General features: G+C 30.2%; 17 protein-coding genes. 4 read left to right on the forward strand and 13 right to left on the reverse strand.

The window, feature by feature from the left end:
• Positions 1–6: 6 nt before the first annotated feature.
• Complete coding sequence (locus IPH62_16545; protein MBK7106882.1) at positions 7–378, reverse strand: hypothetical protein; 372 nt, start codon at positions 376–378, stop codon at positions 7–9.
• Between the two features lie 235 nt (positions 379–613).
• Here IPH62_16545 and IPH62_16550 point away from each other — a divergent pair, with 235 nt between their 5' ends.
• Both IPH62_16550 and IPH62_16555 read left to right on the forward strand, forming a co-directional pair.
• Positions 614–1,096, forward strand: coding sequence for a hypothetical protein (locus tag IPH62_16550; protein ID MBK7106883.1), 483 nt, complete (start codon positions 614–616; stop codon positions 1,094–1,096).
• Between the two features lie 18 nt (positions 1,097–1,114).
• Positions 1,115–1,936 carry a M48 family metalloprotease gene (locus IPH62_16555; protein MBK7106884.1) on the forward strand — a complete coding sequence of 274 codons (822 nt, stop codon included), beginning with the start codon at positions 1,115–1,117 and terminating at the stop codon, positions 1,934–1,936.
• 57 nt (positions 1,937–1,993) lie between these two features.
• Here IPH62_16555 and IPH62_16560 read toward each other — a convergent pair whose 3' ends face one another.
• From IPH62_16560 to IPH62_16615, 12 genes are all read right to left on the reverse strand, one after another.
• On the reverse strand, positions 1,994–3,172 hold the full coding sequence (locus IPH62_16560; GenBank protein ID MBK7106885.1) for a hypothetical protein: 1,179 nt from the start codon (positions 3,170–3,172) through the stop codon (positions 1,994–1,996).
• 3 nt (positions 3,173–3,175) lie between these two features.
• On the reverse strand, positions 3,176–4,288 hold the full coding sequence (locus IPH62_16565) for a carboxylate-amine ligase (protein ID MBK7106886.1): 1,113 nt from the start codon (positions 4,286–4,288) through the stop codon (positions 3,176–3,178).
• An 11-nt stretch (positions 4,289–4,299) separates the two neighbouring features.
• Positions 4,300–5,274 carry a hypothetical protein gene (locus IPH62_16570; protein ID MBK7106887.1) on the reverse strand — a complete coding sequence of 325 codons (975 nt, stop codon included), beginning with the start codon at positions 5,272–5,274 and terminating at the stop codon, positions 4,300–4,302.
• Positions 5,275–5,413: 139 nt separating this feature from the next.
• On the reverse strand, positions 5,414–7,015 hold the full coding sequence (locus IPH62_16575; protein ID MBK7106888.1) for a T9SS type A sorting domain-containing protein: 1,602 nt from the start codon (positions 7,013–7,015) through the stop codon (positions 5,414–5,416).
• A gap of 1,173 nt (positions 7,016–8,188) precedes the next feature.
• A complete protein-coding gene (locus IPH62_16580; protein MBK7106889.1) occupies positions 8,189–8,359 on the reverse strand; it encodes a T9SS type A sorting domain-containing protein in 171 nt (56 codons plus the stop codon).
• A gap of 203 nt (positions 8,360–8,562) precedes the next feature.
• Entirely contained in the window at positions 8,563–9,564 is a 1,002-nt protein-coding gene (locus tag IPH62_16585) for a dihydroorotate dehydrogenase-like protein (protein MBK7106890.1), read from the reverse strand.
• Positions 9,565–9,619: 55 nt separating this feature from the next.
• Positions 9,620–13,192, reverse strand: a complete 3,573-nt coding sequence (gene nifJ / locus IPH62_16590; protein ID MBK7106891.1) for a pyruvate:ferredoxin (flavodoxin) oxidoreductase — start codon at positions 13,190–13,192, stop codon at positions 9,620–9,622.
• 276 nt (positions 13,193–13,468) lie between these two features.
• Positions 13,469–15,520 carry a TonB-dependent receptor gene (locus IPH62_16595; GenBank protein MBK7106892.1) on the reverse strand — a complete coding sequence of 684 codons (2,052 nt, stop codon included), beginning with the start codon at positions 15,518–15,520 and terminating at the stop codon, positions 13,469–13,471.
• A gap of 72 nt (positions 15,521–15,592) precedes the next feature.
• Positions 15,593–18,307: a family 78 glycoside hydrolase catalytic domain gene (locus tag IPH62_16600; protein MBK7106893.1), complete on the reverse strand. Its 2,715-nt coding sequence runs from the start codon at positions 18,305–18,307 to the stop codon at positions 15,593–15,595.
• A gap of 17 nt (positions 18,308–18,324) precedes the next feature.
• A complete protein-coding gene (locus IPH62_16605) occupies positions 18,325–19,641 on the reverse strand; it encodes a Gfo/Idh/MocA family oxidoreductase (protein ID MBK7106894.1) in 1,317 nt (438 codons plus the stop codon).
• Between the two features lie 61 nt (positions 19,642–19,702).
• On the reverse strand, positions 19,703–21,202 hold the full coding sequence (locus IPH62_16610) for an SUMF1/EgtB/PvdO family nonheme iron enzyme (protein ID MBK7106895.1): 1,500 nt from the start codon (positions 21,200–21,202) through the stop codon (positions 19,703–19,705).
• A gap of 17 nt (positions 21,203–21,219) precedes the next feature.
• Positions 21,220–22,176: a TIM barrel protein gene (locus IPH62_16615; protein MBK7106896.1), complete on the reverse strand. Its 957-nt coding sequence runs from the start codon at positions 22,174–22,176 to the stop codon at positions 21,220–21,222.
• 273 nt (positions 22,177–22,449) lie between these two features.
• On the opposite strand from IPH62_16615, the gene IPH62_16620 reads away from it, so the two are divergent.
• Positions 22,450–23,655: a hypothetical protein gene (locus IPH62_16620; protein ID MBK7106897.1), complete on the forward strand. Its 1,206-nt coding sequence runs from the start codon at positions 22,450–22,452 to the stop codon at positions 23,653–23,655.
• 42 nt (positions 23,656–23,697) lie between these two features.
• Complete coding sequence (locus tag IPH62_16625; GenBank protein ID MBK7106898.1) at positions 23,698–25,605, forward strand: AMP-binding protein; 1,908 nt, start codon at positions 23,698–23,700, stop codon at positions 25,603–25,605.
• Positions 25,606–25,644: the final 39 nt, after the last annotated feature.

Consider the following 25,644-nt stretch of genomic DNA (forward strand, 5'->3'; position numbering starts at 1 on the left):
AATTACCTACTGTTCTTCTTGTTTAACTTTCATTCCCCACTCAATAAATACTTGACCAATTTGGTTTTTATCAATTTTGGATTGTTTCAAATCTTTAATTTTATTTTCGAGTTCAGTTTTAATTTTATCTAAATCATCGTTAGCTTTTTGAACAGATGTATCTGCAGTTTTACTTTTAGAAAATAAATCAGTTATTTGAGTTGAAGATTTTTCGATATTTTTATCGTGCTGAACTAATTGCTGTTTTAAGCTTTTATTTTCTTCGCGCAATTGATTAATTTGATTTTGAAGATTATCTAAATATTCGCCAAAAATTATTTCGCGAATTTGTTTTAATCCTCCAACTGAATTTGTTGGTTCATTTTTCTTTTCTTTCATTTTTTTTGCCTTTATCTATTTTTCTAAAATAATATATTAATATCTAATTAAATTAAACTTTGAAATTTAATAAATTTTTAACTGATACAAATTGTTAATTCTATAATTTGAAGTTTTTTATAATAATTCGTTTTTAGAAACTTCTTTTATTTATTTTCAAATATATTGTTGAATTTTCACATTTTGCAATTTTATAAAATGTTAGTTAACTTTAAGAAAAATTATTGGGATTTTTATGAACAAAAAAATGAAGCAAGTAATGGATTGGAAAGCTGCTCTTTGGGCTGGATTGGTTGCAAGTTTTATTTTTTTATTTTTGAATCTTTTTCTGGTCCCGTTTTTACTCGGTGGAAATATGTGGGTAATTGTTCGTTTGTTTGCTTCAATCTTTTTAGGTGAATCAATTTTAGCGCCTCCTGCAACCTTTGATTTAACTGCGTTAATTGTAAGTATTATTACAAATTTAATTTTATCGGAATTATTTACACTTTTAATTGCATTCGTATTTCATAAATATGGATTAGCAACCGGAATAATTGGCGGTGCCGTTTTTGGTTTGGCAATTTATTTAATAAATTTTTATTCACTTAGTTATTTTTTCCCATGGTTTTTTGTTTTAGGAAGCTGGCCTTTTGTCCTTACACATATTCTTTTTGGAGCAGTTTCCGGCGGAGTTTATGAACTTTTGGAAGTGGAAGAATTTGAACCAGCTGAATAAATTAATTTGGAGTTTATTATGATTGGCGGAACTGGAAATTCAAGAAGTTTTGGAAAATCAAGATTAATTATTGCGTTAGTTTTCATCGGATTTTCACTTATTTCATTTCTTAGTTCAAAAGAATATAATCCCGTTACCGGCGAAGAACAATATATTGGAATGACACCAAAACAAGAAATTGCGTTAGGTTTACAAGCCGCTCCGCAAATGATTGAACAATATGGCGGACTTTATCCAAATCAGCAGTATCAAGATATTGTGGATAGAATTGGAATGAGTTTAGTAAGAAATTCCAAAGCTGCTGAAACTGAGTATCAATATGAATTTCATTTATTAAATGATAGACAAACCGTAAATGCTTTTGCGCTTCCGGGCGGACAAATTTTTATTACTGCCGCACTTTTTGGAAGATTGGAAACTGAAGCACAATTAGCTGGAGTTTTAGGACATGAAATCGGTCATGTTGTAGCGCGTCATTCTGCACAACAAATGGCAAAATCTAATTTAACTCAAGGAATTTTAAACGGAGTTTTAATTGCCAGCGATCCATCAGGCAGTTCTGCGCAAGCCGCTGCGTATATTGCACAATTAGTAAATATGAAATATGGTAGAGAAGATGAACTTGAATCCGATAAAATTGGAGTAAACTTTATGTCGAATTCCGGTTATGATCCAACGGCGTTAATTGGTGTTATGAAAATTCTTGAAGAAGCTTCTGGCGGCTCAAGTCAAGCTGAATTTTTTAGTACACATCCAAATCCATCAAATAGAATTTCACAAATTAATACTGAAATTAATAAATTATTTCCAGATGGGATTCCGTCAGGATTAGTTAAATAGTTTTCTGAATTATTTAAGATTTGATCTTTTAAAAAGTCCGCATCTTTTTTGTTAAAATTAAATAGGATGATAAACCGTATTTGAGCCAATCCACGTTTGGTTTTTATTGAAATCAACTCCCATCATTTTACCTTTACTTGTACGAAGTAAATTGTTCACCAAGATTGGTTTTTCATTCCAAATGTACATCATTCTAATTTCTGCTTTTGCATTTCCTTCGGGAGTTTTAATTAACGGAAAATAATCTACTTTTTTCTGAAGAATAAAATTTTGTTTATCATTTATTGAATCTAAAATTTCTTTAGTTATATCAATTACAACTCCGGAACCGGCAAAAGAAAACAATGGTTTTAAAACATAATTTTCCAAATCACTTGGATAATTTTCTAATTCATTTAAATAAAAACTTTGCGGAGAATATTTGCTTTTAATTTCCGGCAAACTGAATTTACTAATTCTGTAAAACCAATTTGGGTGACCAACCCAAATAACATTTAATTCATCTCTAAAATCAAAATTAAAAATTAAATTCTTTTTTTCTAATTCATCAAAAATAACTCTGTTGTAAATTCGTTCAATCGGAATTTCAATTCCATTTTTTTTATAAAAAAGCTTACTTCCCTTTTTAATTATTTCTGTAATGCAAACCGATTCAACATCTGCATATTTTTCGGTTAAGTAAAAATCAATTCTCGTTTTTTGTTTATCGGGTTCAATCTCTAAAAGTATAACATTTTCCGGATTAGAATTTCCAATTAAAGTTTTTTTAAATAAATCTACATAAGAATTAAAATCAAATGAATTATAATAAGTTGTGAAATTTTTCGGTATGTAAAAATGTTCTCTTAATTTTTGATCGAGAAAAATTTGATACGCATAAAGTGATGGAAATCCTTGAAGCTCAATTAATTGCGGTATAAAATCACCATTTGAATTTTTTGTAATTCCGAAATCAATCTGTAAAAATATTGGATGATCATCTTCATTTGGGACAAAATATTTTTGCGGGACAGCATTTTTAGATTTTTCAAGAAATTCATTTTTCTGAATTTGATTTAAAATATCTTCACCGGCAAAAATTAATTTATCGCGTAAGTTTTCATCAATAAACAAAGGTGTTTCGGAGATTCTGAAATCCAATCTATTATTAGTTTCTTCATTAATTTTTTGAATAATTTTTTCATAAGTTTTATCATCAAATAACGAAATATATTTTTCTCTAATTTCTGCAATCATATTTTAATAACTCAATCCTTTGTAAGTTTCAGAAATTACTAAATCAACAACTGAATTTAAATTTTGCGTTTGATCCCATACAGCAATTTGTTTATCGGCTCCGGTTCCGTTTTTCAAAATTTCCCTTACATAGTTTACTTCTTCGCGACTATCTAAAACATCAACAACATCATCAATAAATTCCAAAAGTTCTTCAATTAACAACGGAGTTTCAATTTCAGCTTGTTTTCCAAAATCGATTAATTTTCCGCTAATACCGTATCTTGCGGCACGCCATTTATTTTCATTAATGTACAATCTTCTATAAAGTCTAAATCCTAAATTTTGTTTTATTAACTTGTACAATTTTGCAACAACAGCTTGACACAAAGCTGCAAGCGCAACGGTTTCGTCAACTGTCATCGGCAAATCGCAGACTCTAAATTCCAATGTTGGATATTTTGGATGTGGACGAATATCCCACCAAATTTTACTCGCATCTTCAACACATTTTGTTTTAATAAGCATATTTACAAATGATTGAAATTCCCCATGACTTGCAAAATAATCCGGAATCCCAGTGCGCGGAAATCTATCAAATATTTTTGCACGATATGATTTTAATCCGGTATTTCTACCTTTCCAAAATGGTGAGTTTGTTGATAAAGCAAAAATATGCGGTAGAAAATATCTCGCTGCATTCATTATATGAATAGCCAGTTCTTTATCATCAATACCGATATGAACATGAAGACCAAAAATTAAATTTGCTCTCGCAACTTGCTGCATATCTTGCACAACTCCGGCATATCTTGGCTGATCAGTAATTTCTTGATCTTCCCATCTTGAAAATGGATGTGTTCCAGAAGCGGCAATTTTTAATTTTTCTTTCTCTGCAAGCATTGCTAATTGCGAACGCAAATGAACAACTTCTTGTCGGGCTTCTTTAATATTTGTGCAGATTTTTGATCCCGTTTCAACAACCGATTGATGAAGTTCAGCTTTAATTTTTTCTCTAAGATGAATTGTTCCGCCGCTTAAAATTTGCTCAATTCTTGATCTTAATTCTCTGGTTTCCGGATCAACAATTTGAAATTCTTCTTCAATTCCTAATGTAAAAGTTTTATCAGAAAGCATAATTGCCTCAATTATTTTTTCTTCTTATTTGAAGTTAATTTTTCATTTGATGTAAACGCTGTAACGAAATCTCCCCAAGTTAAATTATTTTTTCCCTTTTTATGATTTTTCGCTTTTCTAATTGCCATATTTGCCGCAGCTTCAACTACCCATTCAAAATTTTCTTCACCAACAGAATTTATATCTGCATCCGGTGCGGGATTTCCAAAATCAATTGCATAAGGAATTCCATCTCTCACAGCAAATTCAACAGTGTTAAAATCATAACCTAATGCGTTATTAATTTTTAAAACATCCTCTTCAATTGTTTTTAATAATTTGCTTTCTATAGGTTTTGGATTTTGCACGTATCTCAAATGATGCGGCTGTTTAGGATCATACTGCATAATTCTTACATCTCTTCTATCCAAACAATAACATCTAAAATATTCAGTAAAATCAATTGCTTCTTGCAGCAACATTACTAAAGTTCCGGTTTCGTGATAATCTCTAAAAAACTCATTTATATCTTTGGGATTATAAACATTTTTCCATCCGCCGCCGGCAAATGGTTTAAAGAAAGCCGGAAATCCCACATAATCAAAAATGTAATTCCAATCTAATGGATAAGCTAAATTTCTCATTGAATTAGCATTTGTATCCGGTGGATGTTGATTGGAAGGAAGTATTACGGTTTTGGGAACATTAACTCCAATTTTTGTTGCAATTGCATTATTGAAAAATTTATCATCCGCGCTCCACCAAAACGGATTGTTAATTACGGCAGTTCCGGTTAATGCAGCATTTTTTAAATATGCTCTATAGAAAGGAATATCCTGCGAAATTCTATCAATTAGAACATCATATTGAGTTGGTTTACCTTGTTCAACAACATTAATTTTTGCTAATTCCGCAACAATTCCCTTCTCTTTTTTTGAATTTACTCTATCAACAAATGCTTGTGGAAAAGTATTTTCTTGGCCAAAAAGAATTCCAATTTTTTTCATATATCACCTAAAGAATTTAATGATTTGAGAATTTCAAATTTGAGTAAATATAATTAAGTATTTTCATAAAAACATAATTTAAAATAAAAAAGCTCTTCATTTTAGAAGAGCTTTTTAAAAGTGGTCAATAATATTTTATCTATTTTAGTAATATCATTTTTTTTGTATCAATAAAATCATCGGATTGCAATTTGTAGAAATACACTCCACTCGGTAAATTCCTTCCATCAAATTCAACTTCATAATTACCGGGTTTTTGGTTTGCGTTTACCAATGTTTTAACCTCTCTTCCAAGTATATCTAAAACTACTAATTTTACTTTTGACGTTTCACTTTTCATATACTTAGGAATTGTATATTTAATTTTTGTTGTTGGGTTAAACGGATTAGGATAGTTTTGTGATAGTTCTGATTTTAAAGGTAAAACTGAACTTTCTTCTGTTTTTATTGAAGTCGGATTATTCCAATCTAAAATATTTGCCCAAACATCACTATCATTATCATTTTGACTTTCAGTCCAAGTTGAATAAATTCTGCTATTTTTTATCTCAATATTAAACCCTCCAGCTGTTGTATTTTCATGATTAAGAAGTTTGAAATTTGAGTTAAGTTTATTTCCATCATTATCAAAACGTTGCGCATAGTAAATGTAATTATGTAAATCAATTTCTTGTAAATCTAAAATTATAAAATTCCCATTTTCATCAGTCGCATTTGGCTCAAAAATACTATCATCTACTTCTAAAGTTTTAACTGAGTCTTGAATATTTCCTTCATTTGTAAACTTTTGGAATTTAAGATACTTCTTCTTGTTTATTGCGTCTGATTCTACCCAATAAATTTTAAAACTTCCATCAGAGTTTACAGAAACTTTATTGCCGAAAATATATAAACTTTTGTCACTTCGTGAGATATTATACTTTTCACCAATTCGATTACAATCTGCAGAAAATATTTGAGCAAACAAAGTTTCAGTACTATCATTTTTGTCAAAAGCAAGCCAACTAATTATAAAATTATTATTAGGAAAAACAGAAATTGAAGGTACAATTTGATTTTCAAAATTAATATCATCATCCAATAATATTTTATCAGATTGTGCAATTCCACTATTTGAAAAAAGTTGAAAATAAATTTTTATATTATTTGTAGAATCGTCAGCTGTACTCCATGATATAATATAATTTTCCAAACCATTAGCAGAAATTACACCGATATCGTTTTGATAATTCAAAAGAAGTTCTGAAAGAATAATATTTGAATCAATTGCTTCACCTTTAGAATTATAAAATTGCCCGACAATTTGTGATTTGGGAAAATCATTTGGATTTTGTGAGAAATGATCTTGGATCCAAACTATTACAAAATTTTCATTAGGAGTAATTGATATTTTCGGAGAGGAATAATTATAAATTTGTTTATTACTTACTTTAAAATTACTCCCAATAAAACTTCCATCATTTAAAAATCTTTGTGCATAAATTTCGCATTTAGAATTATTTCTAAAATCAAGCCAACAAATAATAAAATTTCCATTTTGGCTCACTTCAATATCCGGCGAGAATTGTTCTGCAACTGGAATTCCATCATCATCATTTACTTTAATTTCTTCACATAGTTGTTTATTATTAACATCAAAACTTTTACAATAAACATCAAAATTATAATGTCCGCTTAAATTTTCTTCTTTAACCCAAGCTACAAAGCAATTTCCTAAACAATCAGATGTAATTGTAGGCATAATATCATGTGTGCTATCTTGGATGGAATTTACTTTAATATTATTTCCTATTAAATTTCCATTTTCATCTAAACGTTGATACCAAACATTTTTTTTAAAGTCTTCAGAATGTTGATACCAAGTAATTAAATATTCATTGAAATCTGAGTAATAAATTTCATTAGGATACGAACCATAAGAATCACTTGTATTTATCTTAAAGTTGTTTCCTATTTTTTCACCTTCTTTATTGAATCTTTGTGCATAAACATCAACTGAGTAAATAGAATTTCTGAAGTCAGACCAAGCTGTAATGAAATTACCGCTACTATCATTTGCAATGGTAACATCACATGGATTAGAATTAACTGCATTGTTATCAATTACATTAACTTCTATTCCAATCTTTTCACCTAATTCTGAAAATCTTTGAATTAATAATTTTGGTGTTCCACTTTTCCATTCTTTCCAAGCAAAAATAAAATTATTAAGATTATCTAATGAAATTGAAAAAGATTCAATGTATAGATTTTCTGTTTCATTTTTAAGAAGTATTCTTTTTCCAATAGCTGTAAAATCTGAAGAAAACATTTGAGCAAAAATACTTTTACTTTCATCTGCATTATATTCCATCCAAGCTATTAAGATTTTTCCCGATTCATTCATAAATATTTGAGACTCAGCACTATACAAATTACCAATTTCAAATTTTATTGTATTTCCAATTTGCTCAAGTTCTTTTGAATAATGATTAAAACAAATTTCATAATTTTGATAATTCGGTTGAAACCAAATTATTATAAAGCTACCATCGTTTAACATTATAACATTTGGAAATTTGCCTATAGTATAGGAGGAAGTATTATCTACAATTTTTATATTTTGTTTAATTGGAATAGCTGAATTAGAAAAATATTGAAAATAAATCTCCTTCACTGCATTTCTATCATCTTCCCAAACAACAACAAAGTTTCCTTCGCAATCGGACGCTATTTTAGGATCTGTTTGACTTGAATAATTGTAACCTCCATTTTCATTTACTTGAAAATCTTGGACAATAGTAATTGGTTTATTAAAATTCTGAAAATGAAATGAAGAAATGAGAAAAAGGTAAAAAACAATTGAATATTTATAGGAACCCACATTCATAATATTGATTCCTTAAAATTATTATTACATTAAATATAATTTAAATTATTTGATTAATAACATCTTTTTTGTTTCAATAAAATCACCAGATTGTAATTTGTAGAAATACACTCCACTCGGTAAATTGCTTCCATCAAATTCAACTTCATAATTTCTGGGTTTTTGGTTTTGGTTTACCAAAGTAGCAACTTCTTTGACAAGAATATCATAAATCACTTAACGTACAGCCGGGATATATCCCGTCTCTACAATTTTAATTCTATTTTTCACGTTTTACATTTCACTTTTCACATTTTTTGGAATTACTACTTTAAATTAAATAATTCATAATTTTGACAGTTATTTATAATTCCAATACTTACAAAGTAAAAAAAAGCCATCCTTTTGAGATGGCTTTTAATTCATAGAAAATTACGAAATTAAATAAGATTTGTTCTGTATGATTGCAGAGCTTTCATATAGTTAGCTCTTTCAAATGCGGCAGGTTCATTAACAGCTTTCTGACTCATACTTCCTTTCATCATATCGATTGAAGAATATTCGTTTTCTTCCATCCAAACTTTTAATTCGGAAAGAATATCAGTAATTCTACCAACTCCATTCATTAATAATTCAGAACACATCATCGATACATCGCCGCCCGCCATCATAACTTTTAATACATCTTTGTAATTATGAATTCCGGTTGTTGCAGCCATACTTGCTTTTATGTTGCTGTATAAAATTGCAATCCATCTTAGAGGAAGTCTCATTTCCCAATTTGTGCTTAATACAAGATTTGGAAATACTTCTAACTTTTCCAAATTAAAATCCGGCTGATAAAATCTGTTAAACATTACTAAAGCATCGGCTCCGGCATTATCTAATCTTCGCGCCATATTTGACATTGATGTAAAGAACGGACTTAATTTAATCGCTACAGGAATTTTAATTTGTTCTTTAACAGCTTTCAAAGTATCAACGTACATATTTTCAATTTCGGAACCGGTAAGATTAACATTTGTCGGAATATAATAAACATTTAATTCTAAGGCGTCAGCTCCGGCTTGCTCAATATTTTTAGCATACTTTACCCAGCCGCCACTGCTAACACCATTCAAACTTCCAATAATTGGAATATCTGTTGCTTTCTTTAAATTTGCAATATGATCTAAATATTCATAAGGTCCCATATTGTATTCTTCTTGCTCGGGATAATATGAAGTTGCCTCTGCATAACTTTCTGTTCCGTAGTTTAAATAATGATCTAATTCACCGGACTCATGCGTAATTTGTTCTTCAAAAAGTGAGTAAACTACAACTGCTGCTGCACCGGCGTCTTCCATTGCTTTAACTGAATCAACAGTTTGAGATAAAGGCGAAGCTGATGGTACAATAGGATTCTTTAATTTTAATCCCATATATTTTGTTGATAAATCCATTTTTTCTCCAAAATTTTATTAAACTTTTATTAAGCCGCTAAATAGCGGCATTATTTTATTCTTGTTTTGAATTTGAATAATCCATTGCAGCAAGTTGTTCGTAATGATTCCATTTTTTATTAACTTCTGCTTGAGCAAGTCCAAGTAAATACTTAGTTCTTTCCGGATCAATTTTTTGCAACATTTTATATCTAGTTTCAGTGTAAATAAAATCTTCCAGTTTAATTTTTGGAGCCTTTGAATCAAGTTTTAGTGGATTTTTGCCTTCTTTCACATTTTCTGGATTGTATCTGTATAATGGCCAATGTCCACTATCAACTGCTAATTGTTGATGTTCCATGCCTTTTGCTAAATCGTAACCGTGTGCAATACAGTGACTGTAAGCAATAATTAAAGATGGACCATCATATGCTTCAGCTTCAAGAATTGCTTTTAAAGTTTGTGTATCATTTGCTCCCATTGCAATTTGAGCTACATAAACATTTCCATAACCCATTGCCATCATTCCCAAATCTTTTTTAGGATTTGGTCTTCCGGCTGCTGCAAATTTTGCAACTGCACCTAATCCTGTAGCTTTCGACATTTGTCCGCCGGTATTAGAATAAACTTCCGTATCAAGAACTAAAATATTAACATTCTTTCCTTGTGCTAAAACGTGATCTAAACCACCATAACCAATATCATAAGCCCATCCGTCGCCGCCCATAATCCAAACTGATTTTTTAACTAAATAATCTGCAACCATTAGTAAATTTTGGGCTTCATCTGAATTATTATTTTTTAATTTTTCTTTTAATTCAGAAACTCTTTGTCTTTGTTCATAAATATCGGCTTCGGAATTTTGAACTGCATTAAGAATTGAATTTACTAATTCTTGACCAACTGCATTTTCCAAACCTTTTAACAATTCTTCGGCAAATTCTTTTTGTTTATCAATCGAAAGTCTCATACCAAATCCAAATTCAGCATTATCTTCAAAAAGAGAATTTGACCAAGCTGGACCTTTACCTTCATGATTTACTGCCCATGGAGTTGTTGGTAAATTTCCACCATATATTGATGAACATCCTGTTGCGTTTGCAATAATTGCTCTATCACCAAACAATTGTGAAACTAATTTAACGTATGGAGTTTCTCCACAACCGGAGCATGCGCCGGAATATTCAAACAATGGTTGCAATAATTGACTTCCTTTTATTGAACCAACATTTAATTTAGTTCTATCAAATTCCGGGATATTTAAGAAATAATCATAATTTGCTCTTTCTTTTTCTCGTAATGGAATTTGCGGAACCATGTTAATTGCTTTTTTACCGGTTTCTCTTTTATTTTTTGCTGGACAAACATCAACACAAAGTGAACAACCCGTACAATCTTCAACTGCAACTTGAATTGTGTAAGCTAAACCTTCATATTCTTTTCCTCTTGCTTCCGTCCATTTGAATGTCTCCGGAGCATTATTTGTGAGTTCTTTATCATATGCTTTAATTCTAATAGTTGCATGAGGACAAACCATTGCGCATTTTCCGCACTGAATACAAACTTCTGTATCCCATTCCGGAACTTCTAATGCAATATTTCTTTTTTCCCATTGAGTTGTTGCCGATGGGAAAGTTCCATCCAACGGCATTTGGCTAACCGGAATTAAATCGCCTTTTCCTTTCATCATCATTGCTAAAGTTTCTTTAACATAAGCCGGAGCTTTATCTGAAACTATTGGAGGTAAAATAATTTGGCTTGTAACTTCTGAAGGAATTTCAATTTTATGTAAATGAGCCAAAGTGCTATCAACAGCTTCGTAATTTTTATTTACAACTATTTCACCTTTTCCGCCGTATGTTTTTTTAATTGCATATTTAATTTGTGCAATAGCTTCATCTTTAGGTAGAACGCCGGAAATTGCGAAAAAGCATGTCTGCATAATTGTATTAATTCTTGCTCCCATTCCGGTTTGTTTTGCAACTGCATAACCATCAATTACATAAAAATTCAACTTTTTATCAATTATTTGTTGCTGCATTCTTTGAGGAAGCTTATCCCATGTTTCATCTTTTGAATAAGGACTATTTAACAAGAAAGTTCCACCGTCAACAATATTTTCCAAAACATCAAAATTTTCTAATAAATTGAATTGATGAACACCGATGAAATTTGCGGTTTGAATTAAATATGTTGAATGAATTTCTTTCTTCCCAAATCTTAAATGCGATACAGTTGTTGATCCGGATTTTTTCGAATCGTAAACAAAATATCCTTGTGCATAATTTTCTGTTTCTTCACCAATAATTTTGATGGAATTTTTGTTTGCACCAACTGTTCCATCTGCACCTAATCCGTAGAATAATGCTCTTACAACATCTTCGCCTTCAGTTACAAAATTTGGATCATATTCTAAACTTGTAAATGTTACATCATCATTAATTCCAACCGTAAAATGATTTTTCGGATTCTCTTTTTTCAATTCATCAAAAACTGCCTTAACCATTGCCGGAGTAAATTCTTTTGATGATAATCCATATCTTCCGCCGACAACTTTTGGTAATTTTTCAAATTTCGGATTTGCCGTATTCATATTTTCAATAAGTGCAGTAACAACATCAAGGTATAACGGTTCACCGATTGATCCCGGTTCTTTTGTTCTATCTAATACAGCAATTTTTTCTACAGTTTTTGGAAGAACATCAATAAATTTATCAATCGCAAAAGGTCTGTATAATCTAACTTTTAAAACACCTATTTTCTCTTCCATTCTCGTCGTCAAATAATCAATTGCTTCAAGAGCGGTTTCACTTCCGGAACCCATCATAACAATTACTCTTTTTGCATCGGGAGCACCATAATAATCAAATAAGTGATATTGACGTCCCGTCAATTCTGCAAACTTATCCATTGCACTTTGAACTTTATCCGGACAAACATCATAAAATTTATTTACAGCTTCTCTTCCTTGAAAATAAACATCCGGATTTTGAGCAGTTCCTCTGATAAACGGATTATCCGGAGTTAATGCTCTTTTTCTATGTTCTCTAACTAATTTATCGTCAATCATTGCTTTAATATCTGCAACGGTTAATTGTTCAATTTTATTTACTTCATGCGAAGATCTAAAACCATCAAAAAAGTGGATAAATGGAATTCGTGATTCCAAAGTAGCTCTGTGTGCAATTGCTGCAAAATCCATAATTTCTTGAATTGACGCAGAAGCTAACAACGCCCAGCCGGTTTGTCTTGTTGCCATAACATCGCTGTGATCACCAAAAATTGATAATGCAGATGCGGCAAGCGATCTTGCAGAAACATGAAATACTGTTGAAGTTAATTCGCCGGCAATTTTATACATATTTGGAATCATTAAAAGCAAACCTTGTGATGCCGTAAAAGTTGTGGTTAAAGCTCCACTTTGTAATGCCCCATGAACTGCTCCGGAAGCTCCACCTTCACTTTGTAATTCAGAAACAAGAGGAACTGTTCCCCAAATATTCTTTTTACCTTGTGCTGCCCAAGCATCAGACATTTCTCCCATTCCGGAAGATGGTGTAATTGGATATATAGCAATTACCTCACTGTTATGATATGCAACATAAGCAGCGGCTTCATTGCCGTCTATTGTTATTTTCTGTCTTTCCATTTTATCCCTTATCTCTTTTTATTTTAGATTATAAAACGATATAAGAGTTTTGTTTTCTAAAATTATGCCAATTTTTTGATTATCAATTTCGTCCAATTTCGTATCAATACTATGTAATTTCATAACTTATCTCTTAATTTTTAGAAATGGATTTAATATACTCTTATTTTTAAGAATTGTAATTTTTTATTCATGAATGAAATTAAAACTTCGTAAAACTTAAAATAAATTAGAAGTTTATAAATGATAGGATTTGTACAACAAATTTCTAAGATTTTATAGATTTAGAAAATATTTTCCGGTCAATTGGTAACTTCGTCCAATTCCATCAATTCCGCTTCCGTGTGTTCTGTAAGCTTCATCAAAAATATTATTTATTCCAAAACCGAAATTAAACTGTCCTAAATTACAATTTGAAAATAAATTAAGAATATACCAGCTTGGTGTTCCATTTTTATCAATTCTATGATCATCTAAATCTCCGGATGATAATCTATCTTGCTCCGAAGCAAAAATATATTCCATTTTTAATCCAAGTTTTTCAAAAACTAAATATGAAATTGATAGTGCCCCATTAAATGGAGGAATTCTTCGCATTGGTTCGTTTACCGAAATATTTTGACCGTAAGTGTATGTCAAATTATTTGTTAAAAATAAATTATCCGCTAAAATTAAATTTACATCAAATTCAAAACCTTGAATATATGCTTCACCAATATTTTCCTTTGTGTAAACCGTTTCGCCGTTATAAATTTCACTTCCGTTATAAGAAGATTTTACTCTTTCAATCAAATTGGAAAGATTATTTCTAAAAAGGAAAATTGAAGATTTAATTTTTGTGTGATTAAATTTAACTCCGATTTCATAATTTATTGATGTTTCCGGCGATAGATTATTATTAGGAACTTCAATTCCGAAATCAAATAAACCAAATGTGCTTACATCATTTATATTTGGTATTCTATATGCAGTATTAATTTTTGAAATAATTTTTATAAATTCATTAAAATTATATGAGATTGAGAAATGTCCGGTAATTGCATCGGGATTTATTTTAGGTTTTCCAAATTCTTCATCGTTAATTACCAAATAAGCAAAATTATATCTTCCGCCAAATCCAAAATCAAAATCATTTAATTTAAAATTTGCAAGAAGAAAAACAGATAAATTATGAAACTTGCTTCCATCCGAATATAAACCGCGTTTTTCTTCATTTGTATTATTTTCTAAATTGAAAATAGTTGCACTACTTTTAATATAATCGTAATAATATTCCACTCCGGAATTTATTTTCAATTTTTCAACCGGTTCTGAAAGTATTAGAAAATTAGCTCCCCAAGTATCAATAACATCTTTTTCATTTGTACTTTTAAGTTCAGATATTTTTTTTACTTTTCTTTCTTCATCGGATTTTTGCCAAGAAAATGTAAAACTCACATTTTTATACAAATTATTTTTTGAGAAAATTTCACTTTTCAAATATGCTAATTGTCTTATTTGCGGATCAAATTTATAATACTCATAACCTCTTTCATCAACTTGATCAAAACGATCAACGTCATTTTGTCGGAAATATTGATAACTATAAGTAAGCAAAATATTTTCATTTAATAGATGATTATTTTTCAGATTGAATGAATACTCATCATAAGAAGAAGGTGATTCTTTTCCAATTCCGTTACCGGCAATAATATCTTCAAAATTCTTAAACGAAAACATTGCTTGGTATCCGCTGTTTTCTGTCGAATAATTCAAAAAAGTATTTGTTGATTTTTCCATGTTGCCGGATAAATATTTAAACTGAATTCCGCCGTTTATTTTATTGGCTAATCCAATTTTAGGAGATTTAGTTAAAATGTGAACAACGCCTCCAAGTGCGTCACTTCCATATTGCACAGAACCGGAACCGCGTAAAATTTCAACTCTTTCAATTTCGTTCAAATTTATTGTGTTCAAATATTGATTAGGTCCATATCTGAAAGTAGAATTATTTAACCTTATTCCGTCAATCATAATTAAAGTTTGATTTCCGGTCATTCCGCGTACAAACGGCGAACCGGCTCCATGATTTGATTGCTGCATCCAAATTCCAGATGTTCCAACTAACGCACTCGCAAGGTTCATCGGATTGTTTGTATTTATTGAACTACTATGCAAAATTGAAATTGACTGATTTACCGAATCAATATTTTCTTCATATAGTGATGAAGAAACAACAATTTCATCAGTTGTAAAATCTAAATTTGATTGAGAATAATTTTTAGAAAATGACAAGAATATAATTAACAATATTTCAAATTTGAAAATTACTTTGGAAAATTTTTGCATAAGAATATTCTAGGATTTTTATTTGGAAATGAAATTTATCAATTTTATTTGACAGCTTAAAATGTAAGTGAATTATTTAACAATAAATTCATATTGACCAGACTCAATATTCAGTTTGGTGAATTTATTATTTTCTTCAATAATTTTTATTTCATCAAAATTATTTATGGGAAGATTACTTTCAAATATTTTGTTGTTAAATAAGTTTGGAATAATAATTTCAGCAGAAGAATTTATTGGAATTTCTAAATTTAATTTCAATGAATTATCTGATTTCTGCCAATTGACTTTTATTGTTCCGTTTATTGTTTCAACAGATGAATTTACGAAATTCAGATTCTCAGCAAAATATGGCTGAATAATTATTTTTTTGCAACCCGGAAAATTTTCATCAAAATTAATTCCGGCTAAAGTTTTATAAAAAAATGCATCAATGCTTCCGGTCATTACATGATTGTGCGATTGTTTCAATGTCCAGAATTCGCACATTGTAGTATATTTTTCAACCATATCACTCCAGCTTGGATAACCGGTTTGAGTTGCCAACAAAAAAGCTACATCTTCTCTATTATTTTTTGCTAACACATCAATCATATATTTTGAACCCAAAACACCGGTTGTAAGATGTCCGTTATTTTCTTCCACAATATTTTTAACAAGATTTTCCAATATAAAATTTCTATCATCTTTGGGAACAAGTTCAAGAAATAACGGAAATGAATTTGCCATTTGACTTCCATCGTTATAATTCTTTGTTTCTGATTTGTAGAACTTTTTGTTGAATGCCAATTTAATTTTATCAGATAAATTATTAAAATAAATTTCATCTTCCGTTTGATTCAAAACTTTTGCAATTTGAGAAAGGATTTTTGTATTCCAAAAATAAAATGCTGTTGGAACAGATTCCGGTTCACCTTCTTTCCAACCTTTTACCAAACTTCCCCAATCGCCAATCCATCCTTTTTTAATAATATAATTTTCCGCAATTGAGTTTAAGAATTCCAAATATTTTTTCATTGAAGAATAATGTTCAAGTAATATTTTTTCATCACCAAAGTATTGGTAAAATTTCCAGACAAGAATTAAATATGTACTGCTCCATTCAACTCCTTCATCCCAAATATATGGGCGAGGAGAAATTATTGGAATATCACCATCCGAATTTTGATTTGATCGAATTCCGCTCAGCCAATTCATATAAAATTGCGGAGTATCAAAATTAAACATTGCTTCTTCGATCGTAACTTGAACATCGCCAAACCAGCCAAGTCTTTCATCACGTTGTGGACAATCCATTGGATAACCAATCATATTACTTTTTTGAGACCAAACAGTTGCATTATGAATTTTGTTAATTGTTTCATTGCTGCATTCAAATTTTCCGGTATTTTCAATTGCTGTATGCAGAACATGACCTTCAATACTTTCTATTTCAAATTCTTGATCGCTTGAAACTTCAACATATTTAAAACCAAAATATGTAAACTTCGGCTGAAAAGTTTCTACCGAATCTCCTTTTAGAATAATGTTGTATTGAGCTTTTGCATTTTCATTACTGGTGATATTTATTGTTCCATCATCATTTATATCTTCTGCGAATTGTAATTTTATTTTTATATTCTTTTTTCCAGAAAGAGAAATTTTTACCCATCCAGCAAAATTTTGTCCAAAATCAAACACAATTTTTCTTTTAGAATTTATAAACTTTTTAACTGGTTGAAGTTTTTGAATAATTTTAACGGACGGCATTGTATGTGAAATTAATTTTCCTTTTGGAGAAGATACAATTTTTACATTTTGCCATTTTGAATCATCAAACCCAATTTTATTCCATTCACTAATTTCAAGATTTGAATCATAAGTTTCGCCATCATAAATACAATTGTACATTACCGGACCATATTCATATTTCCAATTTTCCGATGTTGTAATAATTTCAGTTTCACCATTTTCATATTCAATATGCAATTGCATCAACGCCCGCTTAGCTCCAAACCATTGCATTCTATATTGCTGCCACCATTTTTTATACGGATTAAACCAACCGTTTCCAAGATGAATTCCAATTGCATTATTCCCGGAAATTAATTCATTTGTAACATTGTATGTATCATATAAAATTTCTTTTCGATAATTTGTTTTTGCCGGTGCCAGAAAATGATCTCCGATTCTTTTTCCATTTAAATAAAACTCATAAAAACCTAATCCGGTTACAAATACTCTGGCATTTTTTATTTTGTTTTTAACATCAAATTCATTCCTCAAAAGTAAAGATCTGCCTTCGTGAATTATTGTATCCGGTAATTCATATTGTTCTTTTGGATCTTGATAAAAACCATTTTGTGGAAAAAATTCTTTCGAAGTATTTGCACCAATCCATTCAGCTTGCCATATTGTCGAATCTAAAATTGATGTCCAAAATTCTGCAATTTCACTTTTATATTCTTCGGAATTTTTATTCCAAACTTTTACATACCAGAAATAATGAGAATTACTCTTTAATTTTTTCCCAGCGTAAAATATTTGAGAATTTTCTGAGGAAATAATTTTGCCGGAATTCCAGAGTTCAGATTTTTTATCATCACTTGCTACAATTATTTGATATGCAGTTTGTTTATGACCACGTTCATTTGATTTTAGAACCCAGCTAAAACGGGGATTTGAAACATCGATGTTATTTGGTAAAGATAGGTATTCACATTTTAATTTTTCTATTATAATATTTGATCTAACTTCACAAAAAAATAAAAAATGAATACCTATTAAAAAGAAAATTATTTTAGCCAAATAAATTTTCCTATTACCTAAGCAATTCCAGGTGAATGAATTATTTTTTCAATATTAACTTTTCCAAGTTCATAAACATCCGGACCCAACTTAAGATCTGAATTCATAACTTCTTCCCAAGTAACTTCCTTTCCGGTATATGCTGATATTCTTCCCATTATTGCACACATTGTTGAAATGGCTGTGTTTTCAGCTTCAACGTAAGGTTTATTTTCTCTAATAGCTTTTACTAAATCAATATGTTCTTGTACGTATGGCGAAACTTTTACTGATTCGTTCTTTTCAACTCCTTCAATTTTCGGATACTGATATTCCCAAATTGCATTACCTTTCATATCAAATATTTTATTTCTGCAATTTGTATATCCGGTCGAACCAAAAACCAATTCGGAAACATTATCGGTACATCCATTTATTTGTCTGCACATACTATGAACATGCATTCCGTTTTCATATTCAAAATCAACACTGAAATTATCATACTGATCACCGGTTACTCTTCTTTGACGTGAACCAAAACCAACTGCTTTAATTGGATGTTTTTCTGTGAACCAATTAATTACATCAATATTATGAACATGTTGCTCTACAATATGATCACCGGAAAGCCAAGTCCAGTTTACCCAATCACGAATCATATATTCCATTTCAGTCCATTCCGGTTGAGGATTTCTAAACCATAATTGGCTTTGATTCCAATAACAATTTGCTGAAACGATATCGCCAATTTTTCCTTCAAAAATTTCTTTAAATGTTGCAACATAATCTCTTTGATGTCTTCGTTGAGTTCCGGTTCCAACTACCAATCCAAGAGCTTCTGCTTTTTTTGATGAAGCAATAACTGATCTTGCACCAACGGGATCAACGGCAACTGGTTTTTCCATAAATACATGTTTTCTTGCTTCAACCGCTGCTTCAAAATGCATTGGACGAAAATGAGGAGGTGTTGCTAATATTATTACATCAACTCCGGAATTAATAACTTTTTCATAAGCATCAAATCCGACAAAGCAATTTTCATCAGCTACTATTTCTTGTTTTTCATTTTTCAATTTTAATTTACATTCTTCAACTCTATCCTTAAACACATCACCAAGTGCATGAATTTTTAAATTTGGTCCGGCATTTAAAAAATCAATTGCAGCACCGCTTCCTCTGCCTCCGCAGCCAATTAAACCGGCTTTTAAAACTTTTCCATCCGGAGCTTGATCGAAAAACTTAACTTCTTCCATCGTTCTTTTTTTATCAGAAGCTACACTGCAGCCAACAATAATTCCCGTTGCAGCAACAGCGCCAATATTTAAAAAATCTCTACGGTTTAATTTTTCTGACATGACATTACCTCACATACTTTGTTCAAAATATTAATGAATTTATTTAGTAAATCTGAATAAACTATTCCGAATACTCACATACAACTCTAAATCCCACATCTTTACTATCCGAATACCACCACAAACTTTTTGGAATCTGCGGATCAGTTCTTAGCCAAGTTTTCTGATTCGTTTTATCACGAGCTGTAATTCTTAAATCAACTGCATCACTTAAATAAGATCCGCCGCGAATTACAAATTCTGTTCCATTTGATAGACCTTTTGGATTTTGCACTTCTTTCTGATTCTTATAAATATTATAAATATTTTCCGAATAATAATCTGAGCAAAATTCTTTTACATTTCCTAACATATTTAAGAGTCCAAAACTATTTGGTTTAACAGAATTTGGTGTATGTGTTTTATTCAAACTATTTTCTTTATAAATACAATATGAATTAATAATATTTGTATCTGCACCAAAAATAGATTTCCAAAATCCTTCGCTTGTATAATCAGATGGATTTCCATCAAAGAAATATTCACCTTTAGAATTAGCGCGTGCAGAATATTCCCATTCAGCTTCAGTTGGTAATCTATATTTTTTTCCGGTTTTTTTAGATAGCCATTCGCAATATTTTTTTGCAGCATAATGAGTCATTGTAATTGCGGGACGATCTTCTTTTCCCCAACCTTGTCCCGGATCACCGTAAGGCGGAGTTGGACCGGAAATTACATCTACATTATTCAATCTAGATTTTATTATTTGATCTTCTGTTCTTCCCTCGGTTCCGGTTTCTTTCATAAATGCATAATATTCATTCCAAGTAATTTCTGCTTTTCCCATCCAAAATTTACTTAACGAAACTTCAACAGCCGGACTTCCATCTAATTTTTTAGATTCATTATCATCAGCACTCCCAAATAAAAATTTTCCGGATGGAATTGCAATCATTTCAAAATTAATATTTGTTCCCGGAATTTGTTCAATAAAATTTTCAAATTTATCTACTTTGGCAGCTTCGTTATATATTATTCCGGATTTTGAATAATCAACTACAACTTCTTCAACTTTTTCATGATAATGACCGGTTTCGAGATGACAATTTATGCACATTACTTCTTCTTTATTTTGATCAAAATATAAATGAGCATCTTGACCTTTTTTAGAAAGCTTTGGAGGAAATAAATTTTTGTGACAATTTAAACATCCTTCTTGATAAACATGGTTCACCGCAAATTCTCGCTGAGACATTTTCTCCCAATTAAAATCTGACGAATCCTTAAAAACATATCCGTATAAATCTCTTAATCCGGTTGTTGCTTTTGCGTAAAATTTATTAATTCCGCTTGGAGGCAAATGACAATCGACACAATTTACTGTTACACCGCTTTCATTGTAAACATGAGCCCCAATTTTCCATGATTGTGTTGCTTGCGGATGAACGTGACAAGATTCGCAAAATTCATTTGTCGATGATTCTTCATAAGCATAGTTCAACAAAAAAAAGATTAACATTCCGAAGAATATTAGCAAAACATATAAGTTTTTAGATATTACTTTTATTTCTTTTTTATTCATTATTTTTAATTTAAGTGTTAACTAATATCACATTTCCTATAAGCTTCTATTACAGCTAATTCACCTTCTTTTCCTTTTTTACTATTTCCATGTTCCATTCCTAAAACACCTTTAAAACCTTTATTATGAATATGTGCAAAAACATTTTTATAATTAATTTCACCTGTTGTTGGTTCATTCCTTCCGGGATTATCACCCATTTGAAAATATGCAATTTCATCCCACGCCGCATCAATGTTAGGAATTAAATTTCCCTCAGTAATTTGCTGATGATACAAATCATCTAAAATTTTACATGCCGGGCTGTCAACTGCTTTACAAATTAAATACGCTTGTGAAACTTTTTTCAAAAATAATCCGGGATGATTAAAAAAGTTTAAAGGTTCAAGAACCATTGTTAATCCATGAGGTTCTAATATTGCGCTTGCTTGTTTTAAAGATTCAACAACATTTGCAGTTTGATAGTCCATCTCCAAACGTAAATCAACATGACCCGGAACAACTGTCATCCATTTCGCATTTACGCGTTTTGCAACTTCAACGGAATCTTTTATATCCTTTAGAAATTCATCTCGTAATTCTTTATTTCCGCTTGCTAAATTTGGCTTATCCCAATAAATATTGTGAGCAACAAAAACACCCATTGTTAAATTTAACTTTTCCATTTCCTTAGCAATTTTATTTTGCTCATCAATTGTCTTGGATTTCATTCCATTATCTTCAAGTGCAGTAAATCCATGTTCAGCAATGAAATTCAACTGATTTATATAATCTTTCCCGGCATTATTTTCGAACATTCCAAAATGCGGTGCAAATTTCATTTTAAATTTTTGATTTTTATCTGAATCATTTTTCTGAATATCAGCATTAATTTTACTCACTCCTAAAGTTAAAGCGGCTGCGGAAAGTGAAGCTGTTTTAATAAAGTTTCTTCTTCCTACATTATTTGAATTACGATAATTTTTATTTTTCATAATTTCCTCAGTTTAACATTGATTTCAAAAAGTAATTAAGATTGATATGAATTTTGATTTGAAGTAATTGCGAGTTTTAATTTTCATTTTAGTAATAGAAATTAATCTGAACTAATAGTAATTATAATGAAAACGTTTGTTTAAGACAAATATTAAAGAATCTAACAAGATTTTTTTTTAATTTAGATTCGTGATTATTAAAATAGCATTTTATACTTATAAAGTTTTTAAATTTTTCATTGATAATTCAAAAAGTTTTACTCAAATCTCGAAATGAATAAAAACTTATTTAAAAATATATTGTTAAGTTTTTCCACTTTATTTATCCTAATTTTTCTTTCAGAAATTCTATTACGTTTTTTTTACAAACCATTAAATTCCGGCTGGGGTTGGGATGATTCGCCAAGAAGAAATCTCTCAAATTTCAAAAATGATTTTCCTAATCAATTAGGTTTGCGCGGACAAAATATAAATTATACCAATGAAGATTTTGTAATTCTGATTCTTGGTGATAGTCAAGTTGAAGCTGCCACATCTTCGCCAAATAAAATGCCGGAGATTTTACTTGAGAATTATCTTAGTGAAATTTCAAAGAAATCAGTAAAAGTATTTTCACTTGCCGCAGCCGGCTGGGGACAAGATCAGCAACTTCTTACACTTGAAAAATATTTTGAAAATTTTCGTGCGGATCTTGTTTTAATTTGGTCAACTCCTAAAAATGATTTTTGGGAAAATACTTTCCCGGATAGAAATGTTGGCAAAATTGCCGGACATCTAAAACCAACTTTTAAATTAGTAAACAATAATTTGGATGGACCATTTTTTACATCAAATAGTTATTATAAAAATAGTGTGTTTTTACAGTTGGTCTATTCTGCAATTCAAAATTATAAAAACCAAACAATAGAACAATTAGTTTTAGATAATTGGAATTACGATTTACCGGAATCTCATAATTTATCAGAAATAAAAAAAATAAAATCATTTGAAGTTGATTTAAATGAATATTCGCAAAATATTTTGCAATACAAAGATTCTTCTCAAATTACAATTCTTACACATGAAAATTTTATTGAAGGACGAAGTCATTTTACACCTTACTTAATTCCAAAATCTAAGCGTGATATTTATTCAATTGATATAACAAAAAAACTTATTGAAAAAATTGATCAACTTTCTAATAAAAACCATGCTAAGCTACTTGTCATTTATCCTATTAGAGATGATTTTGATATTGTTAGTAAAAAATGTGTGAAGTTTGTAAAAAGTTATTATTTCCCGGAAAATTATTTTGAAGTTAATTTAAATTTTGCAGAAGTTTTAAAACAAAAAGTTCATTCAGAAAATTTATTTATGTTCAAAATAAATGGCGGAGATGAAATTTGTATTGATTTCAAAGATAGACATCTAAATGATTTGGGTAATGATCAAGTGATGAAAAATGTTGGTGAATACATTTCAAATAAATTTTTTAAATGAAATAAAATATTATAAAAAAAAATTAATCCTTATGGAGTTTTTATGAAACTAACATTACCAATGATGTTTGAAGAAAGTGTTAAAAAATATCCTAAAAATATTTTAATGTTAGAAAAAGTTGATGGAAAATATGTTGGAACAACTTACAAAGAAATGCAAAAATTAATTCATAATTTTAGTGCCGGTTTGCTGAAGTTAGGATTAAATAAGGGGCAAAGAGTTGCACTAATTTGCGAAGGAAGAAATGATTGGGTAATGAGTGAAATGGGAATTGTTTTTATCGGCGGAATAAACGTTCCAATTTCCGTTAAGATTGATGAGCTAAATGATTTAAAATTTCGTTTGGCCCATTCCGGATGTAAGTTTGCAATTGTTTCAAAAAATCAGCTTGATAAAATTAGAAGAATTGAAATTGACTTACCTGAATTAGAAAAAATAATTGTGCTTGATGAAACAAATTCAAAAAATTCTAATGAAATAACAAGAAATGAAGTTCTAAAATTAGGTGAAGATTTTTTAAAAAGTAATTCGGAAAATTTTAAAAAGATTTGGCAAAATATTAGTGGTGACGATTATGCAAATATTTGTTATACATCCGGTACAACAGCAGATCCAAAAGGAATTATTTTAACGCACAGAAATTATACTTCAAATGTTGAACAAGCGACAGCTATTTTTCCGATTCCGGAATATTATTCTTCACTATTAATTTTACCGTGGGATCACTCATTTGCACACACTGCTGGAATTTATTTATTGATGAAAAACGGCGCAAGTATGTCATCTGTTCAAGTTGGGAACACTCCTTTAGAAACTCTCAAAAATATTCCGGTAAATATTAAAGAAGCTAAGCCGGTATTTATTCTAAGCGTTCCGGCTCTTGCTAAGAATTTCAAAAAAAATATCGAAGCCGGTATAAAATCAAAAGGTACAAAAATTGAAGCGCTATTTAATAAGGCATTAAAATTAGGTTATGAATTAAACGGTGATGGATTTAGAAAAGCGAAAGGTCTGTTAAAACTCAAATTACCTATTTACAAATTTTATGATAAAATTATATTCAGTAAAATACGACAAAATTTTGGCGGTAAATTGGAATTCTTCATTGGCGGCGGCGCTTTGTTGGATATTGAATTACAACGATTTTTTTATGCAATAGGAATGCCAATGTTTCAAGGTTATGGATTAAGCGAAGCTGCACCAATTATTTCTGCAAACGTTCCAAATCTTCATAAAATGGGTTCATCGGGACAAATTGTAAAAGGACTCCAAGTTAAAATTGTTGATGAAGATGGTGTTGAACTTCCGCAAGGAGAAAAAGGTGAAATTATTTGCAAAGGTGAAAATGTTATGGCTGGATATTGGAAGAATGATCGGGCAACTGCTGAAACAATTAAAAATAGCTGGCTTTATACGGGTGATATGGGTTATTTAGACTCAGACGGATTTCTATATGTTTTGGGAAGATTTAAAAGTTTGTTGATTGCAAGTGATGGTGAAAAATTTAGCCCTGAAGGAATTGAAGAAGCATTGGTTGATCAATCCCCTTTTATTGAACAAGTGATGCTTTATAATAATCAATCACCTTACACAGTTGCATTATTGTATCCAAATAAAACTGCACTCTTGGAAGAAATAAAAAAGAATGGTTTATCAATTAATTCAGAAGAAGCAAAAAAAGAAATTGTAAAAATTCTTCAAAGTGAAATTGATAAATATAAAAAAGGAGGAATTTATGAAGGAATGTTTCCCGAAAGATGGCTTCCGGCTGCTATTGGAATTTTAGGAGAAGGATTTACTGAACAAAATAAATTCTTGAATAGTACACTCAAAATGGTTAGAGGAAAAATAACAGAATTTTACGGAAATAGAATTGAATATTTGTTTTCTTCCGCAGGTAAGAATATGGATAATCAGCAGAATAATCATATTTTATCTCATTGGTCATAACTTTTAATATTTGGGAAATAAACGAGGGATTTTAAAATG

The organism is Ignavibacteriota bacterium (assembly GCA_016708125.1).
Classification (GTDB): Bacteria; Bacteroidota; Ignavibacteria; order Ignavibacteriales; family Melioribacteraceae.

Bases quoted from the DNA above. Each gene is read 5' to 3' on its own strand.
- IPH62_16595 (MBK7106892.1), bottom strand. From the start codon at position 15,520: ATGCAAAAATTTTCCAAAGTAATTTTCAAATTTGAAATATTGTTAATT.
- IPH62_16575 (MBK7106888.1), bottom strand. From the start codon at position 7,015: ATGCCTACAATTACATCTGATTGTTTAGGAAATTGCTTTGTAGCTTGG.
- IPH62_16620 (MBK7106897.1), top strand. From the start codon at position 22,450: ATGAATAAAAACTTATTTAAAAATATATTGTTAAGTTTTTCCACTTTA.
- IPH62_16585 (MBK7106890.1), bottom strand. From the start codon at position 9,564: ATGGATTTATCAACAAAATATATGGGATTAAAATTAAAGAATCCTATT.
- IPH62_16610 (MBK7106895.1), bottom strand. From the start codon at position 21,202: ATGAATAAAAAAGAAATAAAAGTAATATCTAAAAACTTATATGTTTTG.
- IPH62_16570 (MBK7106887.1), bottom strand. From the start codon at position 5,274: ATGAAAAAAATTGGAATTCTTTTTGGCCAAGAAAATACTTTTCCACAA.
- IPH62_16550 (MBK7106883.1), top strand. From the start codon at position 614: ATGAACAAAAAAATGAAGCAAGTAATGGATTGGAAAGCTGCTCTTTGG.
- IPH62_16555 (MBK7106884.1), top strand. From the start codon at position 1,115: ATGATTGGCGGAACTGGAAATTCAAGAAGTTTTGGAAAATCAAGATTA.
- IPH62_16625 (MBK7106898.1), top strand. From the start codon at position 23,698: ATGAAACTAACATTACCAATGATGTTTGAAGAAAGTGTTAAAAAATAT.
- IPH62_16605 (MBK7106894.1), bottom strand. From the start codon at position 19,641: ATGTCAGAAAAATTAAACCGTAGAGATTTTTTAAATATTGGCGCTGTT.
- IPH62_16565 (MBK7106886.1), bottom strand. From the start codon at position 4,288: ATGCTTTCTGATAAAACTTTTACATTAGGAATTGAAGAAGAATTTCAA.
- IPH62_16560 (MBK7106885.1), bottom strand. From the start codon at position 3,172: ATGATTGCAGAAATTAGAGAAAAATATATTTCGTTATTTGATGATAAA.
- nifJ (MBK7106891.1), bottom strand. From the start codon at position 13,192: ATGGAAAGACAGAAAATAACAATAGACGGCAATGAAGCCGCTGCTTAT.
- IPH62_16545 (MBK7106882.1), bottom strand. From the start codon at position 378: ATGAAAGAAAAGAAAAATGAACCAACAAATTCAGTTGGAGGATTAAAA.
- IPH62_16615 (MBK7106896.1), bottom strand. From the start codon at position 22,176: ATGAAAAATAAAAATTATCGTAATTCAAATAATGTAGGAAGAAGAAAC.